At 48.5% G+C, this 8,650-nt stretch carries 8 protein-coding genes; 6 read left to right on the top strand and 2 right to left on the bottom strand.

All coding sequences use genetic code 11. From position 1 onward, the window contains the following. Positions 1–46: 46 nt before the first annotated feature. Positions 47–994 carry a family 43 glycosylhydrolase gene (locus ACFSB2_RS22180; RefSeq protein ID WP_377945282.1) on the bottom strand — a complete coding sequence of 316 codons (948 nt, stop codon included), beginning with the start codon at positions 992–994 and terminating at the stop codon, positions 47–49. 187 nt (positions 995–1,181) lie between these two features. On the opposite strand from ACFSB2_RS22180, the gene ACFSB2_RS22175 reads away from it, so the two are divergent. The 5 genes from ACFSB2_RS22175 to ACFSB2_RS22155 all read left to right on the top strand — a co-directional run bounded on the left by ACFSB2_RS22175 (position 1,182) and on the right by ACFSB2_RS22155 (position 5,972). Then, positions 1,182–2,294: a glucuronyl esterase domain-containing protein gene (locus ACFSB2_RS22175; RefSeq protein WP_377945281.1), complete on the top strand. Its 1,113-nt coding sequence runs from the start codon at positions 1,182–1,184 to the stop codon at positions 2,292–2,294. A gap of 570 nt (positions 2,295–2,864) precedes the next feature. Next, positions 2,865–3,494, top strand: a complete 630-nt coding sequence (locus tag ACFSB2_RS22170) for a hypothetical protein (RefSeq protein WP_377945280.1) — start codon at positions 2,865–2,867, stop codon at positions 3,492–3,494. 182 nt (positions 3,495–3,676) lie between these two features. Further along, positions 3,677–4,585 (top strand): sugar phosphate isomerase/epimerase family protein, encoded by a 909-nt coding sequence (locus ACFSB2_RS22165; RefSeq protein WP_377945279.1) that lies wholly within the window; start codon positions 3,677–3,679, stop codon positions 4,583–4,585. Between the two features lie 82 nt (positions 4,586–4,667). Then, positions 4,668–5,438, top strand: coding sequence for an SDR family NAD(P)-dependent oxidoreductase (locus ACFSB2_RS22160; RefSeq protein WP_377945278.1), 771 nt, complete (start codon positions 4,668–4,670; stop codon positions 5,436–5,438). A 99-nt stretch (positions 5,439–5,537) separates the two neighbouring features. Further along, positions 5,538–5,972 carry an RbsD/FucU family protein gene (locus tag ACFSB2_RS22155; protein ID WP_377945461.1) on the top strand — a complete coding sequence of 145 codons (435 nt, stop codon included), beginning with the start codon at positions 5,538–5,540 and terminating at the stop codon, positions 5,970–5,972. Between the two features lie 177 nt (positions 5,973–6,149). Here the strand turns inward: ACFSB2_RS22155 and ACFSB2_RS22150 are convergent, their stop codons facing one another. After that, positions 6,150–7,160 (bottom strand): LacI family DNA-binding transcriptional regulator, encoded by a 1,011-nt coding sequence (locus tag ACFSB2_RS22150; protein WP_377945277.1) that lies wholly within the window; start codon positions 7,158–7,160, stop codon positions 6,150–6,152. A 223-nt stretch (positions 7,161–7,383) separates the two neighbouring features. Between ACFSB2_RS22150 and ACFSB2_RS22145 the strand changes: the two genes are divergently transcribed. Further along, the gene (locus ACFSB2_RS22145) at positions 7,384–8,646 is read left to right on the top strand and encodes an alpha-L-fucosidase (RefSeq protein ID WP_377945460.1); all 1,263 of its coding nucleotides are present in this window, start codon (positions 7,384–7,386) and stop codon (positions 8,644–8,646) included. Positions 8,647–8,650 lie beyond the last annotated feature (4 nt).

Raw genomic sequence — 8,650 nt, 5'->3', positions numbered from 1 at the left:
GCGGCCCATAACTGCGATGGTGGTGGGTACCTACATGGGTGCGGTGTTACACTTCCACTTCGCCGGTGACGACATCTATTTTGATAGTAGAGTGGTATTCAAGCTGAAGTCGGTTTCCTTCCTGAAAGTTCAGCGGAAGGAAGACATAGGTCGAGTTGAAGTAGTTTTGTCCGTCACCGCCCCATCTGTCCCCTACATAAATGTAGGATGTCTTTTTTGTCCCCTTGATGGTCAGAACAAAGGCGGGTTGCGAATGGTATGTCGTCTTGTCGCCAAATTCCTGTAAGGAAGACCATTTGCCTTCGATGTCGGAAGCTGTTCCATACTTCCCTTGATTTGGAGCCCAACCGGTGCAGAAGGAGCTTAACATATAATAGAATCCGTCTTTTTTGAACAGCGCTGGCGCCTCTCTGTATTCTCCCTGCCACAGTTTGTTGACTAAGCTGTCGACATTCAAGTAATCGTCCTGGAGTCTGTAGATGTGCATATCGGCGTTATCTCTGGCGGCCGATAGGAAGTAAGCTGTCCCGTCTTCTTCTTGATAAAGTGTGCAGTCCCGAGACATTTCTCCATATGGATTGAAGCTGCCATGATAAGTGAAATCGCCGTCTGGCGTATCGCAGGTTGCGACAGCGACCGCAGCGCAAAGATAATCTTCGCCGTTTTCATAGTGAGCCCACAGCACATATTTTTTTGTGCGTTGATTGTAAATGACTTTCGGCCGCTCGATATTTACTTTTCGCCCGTTCTCATTCTTCAACTGCAAATCTGTCCTGACTCTGATGGCCTCTGTTTTCGTTTCTGTTGTCAGGATGTGATTCCGAAACGTCCAGTTGACAAGGTCTTTAGACGCATAACAACTGACATAAATATGGTCCTGTCTGTTTTCACCGTACCAGTAGAACGTATCTTCCACTTGCAACATAAAACCGCCATGAGCGTGAAGTACTTTACCATCTGTGTCGAACAGGGTTTGTCCATTTTCAATTCTCATTGGGGTTCAACTCCTCGACGAAATGACTTGAGCACAATGTAGATCCTGTTTATTGTTGGATGATCCACCTGCATATATTATGATTTGAAAGAGAAGTGATAATAAAGCGTTTTCGCAAAATAATTGAAACGATTTTCAGACAAATCAATCAAATTGATCCCGTGCTGACAGTTTAGGAGGGAGAATGATGATCAACGACAGGAATATACCATCTATTTTCGGTGATGAAAGCCAATATTGGAAGGGTACCAGGCGAAAAGAAGTCTTGGATCTGTTTTCAAATGAAATGTACGGTAGATTGCCTGCAGATGACGGCGAAACAGCATACCGAGAGTTGTCATCCACAGAGATCGCTTTTGGCGGTGAAGTCGCGCGAAAAGAGATCATTCACGTAGACGTAGCAGGGAAAAACGGCAGTTACAGTTATCCATTCATTTTCATCACACCGCTTAGCGGCGGCCCTTATGTCACGCATCTGCACCTCTCTTTCAACAACCCTGAAGAAGTGCGGGCGGGATTGCTGGATGCAAATGGGGCATGGACCCAGAATGAAAATTACCCACCTATTGAACTGCTGTTGAAAAAGAAGCAGGCGTTGGCCATCTGCTTTGCCGCTGATATTGAGCCTGACGACAATCAAAATTTTCCACAAGGCTTGGCCAGCACCATTCTGCCGGATTACGAACAATGTTCGGGTGAAGATATGGGCATGATTGGCGCATGGGCATGGGGAATGCGCCTGATTGTGGACTACCTTGTCACGCGGACAGAAGTAAACCAAAAGCGCCTAATTGCCTCTGGCTGTTCGAGATTGGGCAAGGCCGCGCTTTGGTACGGTGCAACCGATGAGCGAATTTACTGCACCGTCAGTTTCAATTCAGGTTGCGGCGGCGCAGCCATCTCCAGAAATAAACGGGGGGAGACCATCGGCAGAATGATGGAAACATTTCCTCGCTGGCTGTGTAAAAATATGCAGAAGTACGCTGAAAATGAAGATAAAATGCCTTTTGATCAGCACATGCTGCTTGGTTTGGCGGCTCCGAGGTTGCTGTACGTCACCAGCAGTAGCAAAGATGATTGGAGCGATCCCGCTAGTGAATTTTTAGGGTGTGTCTTGGCGAACGAAGCGTATCGACAGTACGGGCGATTGGGGATGACAACCGATTTGTTTCCAGAGCCAGGCGTTCAACTGCACGAAGGAGACATTGGGTATCACGTGCGTGATGGGGAACATGGCGTAAAGACATATGATTGGGAAAAATTATTGGAATTTGTGGAGAGAAAGGGACAGGAGGATTAAGCAGAAACGTTGTGATTTTGTGTAAGCCGACCACTTTGCCTTCAGAAAGAAGTAAGAACTCGTTGCAGCGCTGAGGCAAGCGTTCGGATGTCTGCTGCACAGCTGTTTCTAAAGCAGTGGATGTTCTCATATTTCAGTGTTTTTCGCAAAACTGGAGTATGAAACATCCATTGATTTTTATTTGCCTGATTTGCATAAAGACGATATTTGTAATACTATGATAACAATAACATAAAATGATTTTCAGCCGTCTAAAAGGATTTCCGCGCTGTGATTTTGTCATTGGCGATGTATTGTCATGAACGCTAAATGATCAATTGAACAAGCTCTACTTGCAATAAAAGTATCGCAAAATAAGCTAAAACGATTTGAACCGACATGTCCTGCAAGGGTAGCATCCGACAACATGCAATCCGGTCTATGCTGCTTCAAGGAACTGCTGACACATTTGTGTTAATGTTAACCCTTTGCGCTTTGCTATTTAGAATCCTATATTTATCAATAGACAAGGTTTTGTCTTAAGTGGGATTTTGACACTCGGAATATACCAAACATTGTGGGGATGGGACATTGAAGCAGCAGAAACTTCCTTTGACGGCCGGTGATATTTGGTACTACTACAAGGCGTATTTCCTGATTGGCGCGGTGATACTCGGGATTGTTGGTTATCTCATCTTTAGTCCACACCATTCCAAAAAAACAGCGTTGAATGTCACCTTTATTGGGGAGAGTGTGGCCCAAAACCAAGAGAGCCAGTTCCAAAACGAAGCGACAAAGGACGTTCTCACAGGCGAAAGCGGGAAGTACGAAATCAGTCCGCAGTTCATATTGGCGCAAGGCGGTTTGACGGACGCGCAAAATGCCGACCTTGAAATGAAACTCACAGCCTCTGTCGCTGCAAAAACCATGGACGTTTTGGTGTTGGATAAAAAAGATTTCCTGTTGTTGCAGAAAGATGGGTATTTTCTCGATTTGAGTAAAAAGAGTGGCATCGTGAAAGCAGGCGAGGGTCATTTTGTTGGAATGCAAACACAGCATGGAGATGGAAAGGCGATTTACGGCATTGATTTGACAGGGAATTCGTTACTTAAACGCATGGATTATGTCTCGGACGATCCGGTTTTAGGCATTGTCGCAAATACACCACATTTGAATACGGCTGTCCAGTTTGCGCAGTGGCTTTTACAGCAGGGGAAATGAAGATTTAAGCCAATGTGGAACGTGAGAAAAGGGGGTGAGAAATACAGCGGCATGGAATGACACCATGCGGTGATGGGCGAGAACGTATGGCCGATGTTTGCCAAGTTTGCTTTACACAGTGTGATTTCAATGGAATTCATATCATCTTGGTGCATGATATATGAGACAAGGAGGGTGAGTCTGTGAAATTCGGTGTGAGCACATATAGTTTGGTTCGGAGTATCAGAAGCGGTGAAATGACGGTGACGGATGTCATTCAATGGGCGGCAGACAATGGTGCAGAGCATGTGGAGATCGTTCCATTCGGATTTACGCTTTTTGAAAATCCGGAATTGACAGACCAAGTTCGCCACAAAGCGGAGGATGTGGGTGTGGAGTTATCCAATTATGCCATTCTCTCAAATTTCACGCAGGAAGATGATGAGGAATACGAGCGAGAGATCGCCCGCGTGATGAAAGAGGTCGACGTTGCCCATCGCCTGGGTGTGAAATTGATGCGCCACGATGTAGCCTGGTTGCCTACACCCCCCAATGGCAAAGGTGGCCCGGCAGGTCTGTTTATGGATGATTCGACGGTGAACATCGCGCGGTTTGAACGTGAATTGCCGAGAATGGCTGCGGCGTGTCAGCGAATTGCCGATTATGCGGCGAATTTCGGGATTACGACCAGTGTCGAAAACCACTTGTACTATGTGCAAGCCAGTGATCGCGTGCAAAGGCTGATTCAGACCGTGAACAGAGAAAATTACAAGACGACGCTCGATGTCGGCAATTTCATGTGTGTCGATGAAAATAGCGTGATCGGCGTGAGAAAAAACATTAAATATGCATCAATGGTTCATTTAAAAGACTTTTACTACAGGCCATCTTATCGGGATCCCGGTGAAGGGTGGTTCCGGACTTCGAATGGAAATTTCTTGCGCGGCGCAATTTTTGGACATGGAGATGTGGATACATGGGATGTGCTGCGGACCATCAAAGCGTCTGGGTATAACGGATATGCTTCTATTGAATTTGAGGGTATCGAAGAGTGCAAAATGGCGACCAAAATCTCTTTGGACAACGCCCGGCGCATCTGGAATCAATGTTGAACGAACCATCGGGGAAAGGTGTGGCGCCAAGGCGCGACTTTTTTCCTGGTAGGGTGATGAAGTAAAGAAAGTAGGGGTTTATGTGACATCTCGCAGATTGGAAGGACGAATTGCTGTGATAACGGGGGCGGCGTCTGGCATTGGAGAAGCTTGTGCGCGTTTGTTCGCCAGTGAAGGTGCCGTGGTCATTGCTGTAGATAAGACAAAGGAAACAGGCGAAGTTGTCGCTCGCAGCATACGGGAAACGGGTGGTATCGCGTCATTCGTCCACGCGGATTTGGGTCGAGAAAGCGATTGCAAACGGGTCATCGAAGATACATTGGCTGAGCATGGTAAAATTGATGTGCTCTTGAATAATGCTGGTATGTTTCTCGGAAAATCTGTGCCCGAAGCGACTTCAGAAGAGTTTGACAGCGTGTTCCAAGTGAATGTAAAAGCGCCTTTTTGGCTGTGTAAGTACGTACTGCCGCATATGGAGGCGCAGGGCAAAGGGGCAATCTGTCTGATGGCCTCAAAGACCGGCTTAGTTGCTCAATACGATTCACCGCTGTATTGCGCTTCGAAAGGGGCCGTTGTGCTGCTTATGAAAGCGTTGGCGCTTGATTACGCCAAGAAGGGCATTCGTGTCAACGCGGTATGCCCTGGCATCATCGATACGCCGATGTTGGACTACGCAATCAATCTTGCGCCTGATCCCATCCAGGAGCGCAGATGGAATGAAGCGGCGCAACCGATTGGCAGACTGGGTAAGCCTGACGAATGTGCGCATGCTGCGCTCTATTTGTGTTCGGATGAAGCATCGTTTATCACAGGTGTAGCCGTGCCTGTCGATGGTGGTTTTACCGCAATGTGATAAAGCCGTCGTGGATGGGGAGCGCGGTGGTGGGTGGGTAGATTAATTCAACAGGCATCGTATGGGGCTAGAATTACAGGGTGAGATAGGATGAAAAAAATGCTGAAGGGGATTCCCAGAATTCTGTCTCCAGAACTGATGAAGATTTTGATGGAGATGGGACATGGAGACGAGATCGTTTTAGCGGACAGTAATTTTCCAGCGGCGAGCTGTGCAAGAAAATTGGTGCGTGCAGATGGGCATGCAATGCTCGATTTGCTGGATGCCATATTGGCTTTTTTTCCAATCGATACGTATACAGCGTATCCGGTGACCCTGATGCAGGTTGTGCCAGGAGATCCGATGCCCGCAATATGGGAGAAGTACCGCCAAATATTGATTCATCACGGCATACAGATCTCGAAACTTGGCTTTGTTGAGAGAATGGCCTTTTATGAAAAAGCAAGACAAAGCTATGCCATAGTCGCCACTGGTGAGGAATCCTTGTACGCAAATATTGTGTTGAAAAAGGGCGTGATTGAAGCTGCAAGATAAGCAGCGAGCATGCAGGATTTCACTTGGCACGCCGGGAAATGAATCCATTTTGTGCTGACAGTGCGATGATAAAAGATGAGAGAACCAAACGCAAAAGCCCTTCCTCACTGGAAAGTGGGGGGCCTTTGTGTGGAAAATATCAATAAAAGGGTCATATCAGGGGCCATCACGATGGTGTTATCGGGTGTGCGTGACCGAGGATTTCCGAATGATGACTTCCGGTTGGAGAATCATTTTCCGCGGTGATGGTACAGGTACTCCATCGATGACTTCGAGGAGCATTTGCGTAGCTAAAGAGCCAAAATTGTAGGCCGGTTGCGTGGCAGCGGTGAGAAAAGGTTCCGGCAGGGACAGCGGATCGTAATCGTCAAATGTGACAATTGCACAGTCTTCCGGGACAGATAAACCGCGTTGGCGCAGAAAGTGGATGGTCTGAACGGCGACAAAGTTGTTCGCGGTAAAAATGGCCGTCGGTCTTGGTGAACAAGCGAGCAATTCGTCGATCAACGCTGGATCTAACGCGCTGGAGTACGACGATTCTTTGACGTAATCTGGCCGAAAACCGAGGCCGGCCTCTGCGAGAACCTGCTGATAGCCAAGTAGCCTGTCGCGGCTTGTTGATGTACTTAGATTCCCGGTGATGATGGCGATGTGCTGATGGCCAGCATCGATCAAATGCTGCACAAGTTGCCGAGCGCCCATTATGCTGTCTCCTCGCACGATGTCTGCTTTGACGCCGTCGATTTCCCGGTCGATCAAGACAAAGGGGATGCCAAAGTCGGTCAGGAGTTTGATGTTCTGTTTGGAGGCGTCCGAGGCGGGGACCACGATGGCGCCGTCAACGCGGATGGACAGACACATTTCGACGTAATGTTTTTCCTTCTTTACGTTTTCATCACTATTGCAGAGAACGACGCGGTAATCCTGCTTGAGCGCCATGTCTTCGGTGCCGCGAGCCACAGTGGTGAAAAAGGGGTTGCGAATGTCCGGGACAATGAGTGCGAGTGTATGCGTTTTTTTTCTAACTAGACTGCGCGCCAGCCCGTTGGGCACATAGTTCAACTGTTTCATCGCTTCGACTACTTTTCGGCGGGTCTGTTCTTTGACATACCCTTTCCCGTTGATGACTCGCGACACAGTCATGGACGATACATTTGCGAGTTTAGCTACGTCGTGGATATTTGACATTACACACCTCTGTTAAGACCATTTATGATAATGATAACGGTTTGATTTTGACATGTCCCTAAACAGTGAGTATATGGCATGCGGATTGAGAAATCAAAAAGACGCCTTGTTTGTCCGAATTTTGCACCTTATATGCAGTCTTCCACGTTATTTACAAGTAAATATCGCCTATGCTAATGTGTTATTGATAACATACTGTGGATTGTTGAAAACGTCACGCGTGATGCCATTGAAGAAAGAGGATGATTTTTTGCAACAGCTGGATTTGGCCAAACCAAGTAAACAACAGTTGGCATGGCAGGATTTAGAGCTTGGCATGTTTTGTCACTTTGGCATGAACACGTTTTGCAATCAAGAGTGGGGGGATGGGACGGACTCACCCGAAAGGTTCAATCCAACTGCATTGGACGCGACACAGTGGGTTCGCACGGCGAAACGGGCAGGCTTTCGGTATTTTATCCTGACAGCCAAACACCATGACGGATTCTGCCTGTGGCCGACCAAAACGACAGACTATTCGGTCAAGTCCAGTCCTTGGAAAAATGGGCAAGGGGATGTCGTGCGCGAATGTGCCGAGGCCTGTGCGCGTGAAGGGATGTTGTTTGGGCTGTATCTATCGCCGTGGGATCGCCATGAGCCTTGTTATGCCGACAAAGCGGCGTATGATGACTTTTATCTGGCGCAGTTGACGGAACTGCTCACACAGTACGGACCGTTGGCCGAGGTGTGGTTTGACGGCGCTGGATCAGAGGGCCGGGCGTACGATTGGCCGAGCATCATTGGGCTGGTCAAGGAACATCAGCCAGACGCGATGATTTTCAATATGGGCGCGCCTACCATTCGTTGGGTTGGCAATGAGGATGGTGTTGCGCCGTACCCTTGTTGGAACACGGCGGAGACGGCGCGCGCCAGCATGTTTACAAGTGATATGCTCACTTGGTTGCCGGAGACGCCCCTTTGGGTTCCGGCTGAGTGTGATGTGCCGATTCGCAAGCGGCATTGGTTCTGGCATCCGAACGATGAAGACAGTTTGCACACATTAGACCACTTGCTTGATGTCTATTACCGTTCTGTAGGGCACGGGGCGAATTTATTGCTGAATGTGTCTCCAGATGACAAAGGGCAATTGCCAGATGTGGACGTGGCGCGCGTCATCGAATTCGGGGACGAGATCCGAAGAAGGTTCTCTGCGCCAGTGGCGGCGACGAAAGGCGAAGGTGACGAGATCACATTGGCGTTCGCTGGCGAGTCGTCTGTCAATCATGTGTGTCTGATGGAGGACATCGCGCACGGTGAGCGCGTGCGGGAATATGTGTTGGAATGCCTGCAGAACGGGAAGTGGGTAGAGCTTATACGGGGAACGGCCATCGGTCACAAGAAGATCGATCACTTTGCGACGGTGGAGACGGCACAGCTGCGCGTGCGCTTTGTCACGTCTGCGGCAACGCCGTTGATTCGGGATTTTTCCGCTTTTTATGTCGAGTGAGCAT

The sequence above is a fragment of the Alicyclobacillus fodiniaquatilis genome (assembly GCF_042678105.1).
Classification (GTDB): Bacteria; Bacillota; Bacilli; order Alicyclobacillales; family Alicyclobacillaceae; genus Alicyclobacillus; species Alicyclobacillus fodiniaquatilis.
Note: the sequence above shows the minus strand (reverse complement) of the source record. Positions and strands in the feature narration are given on the sequence as shown.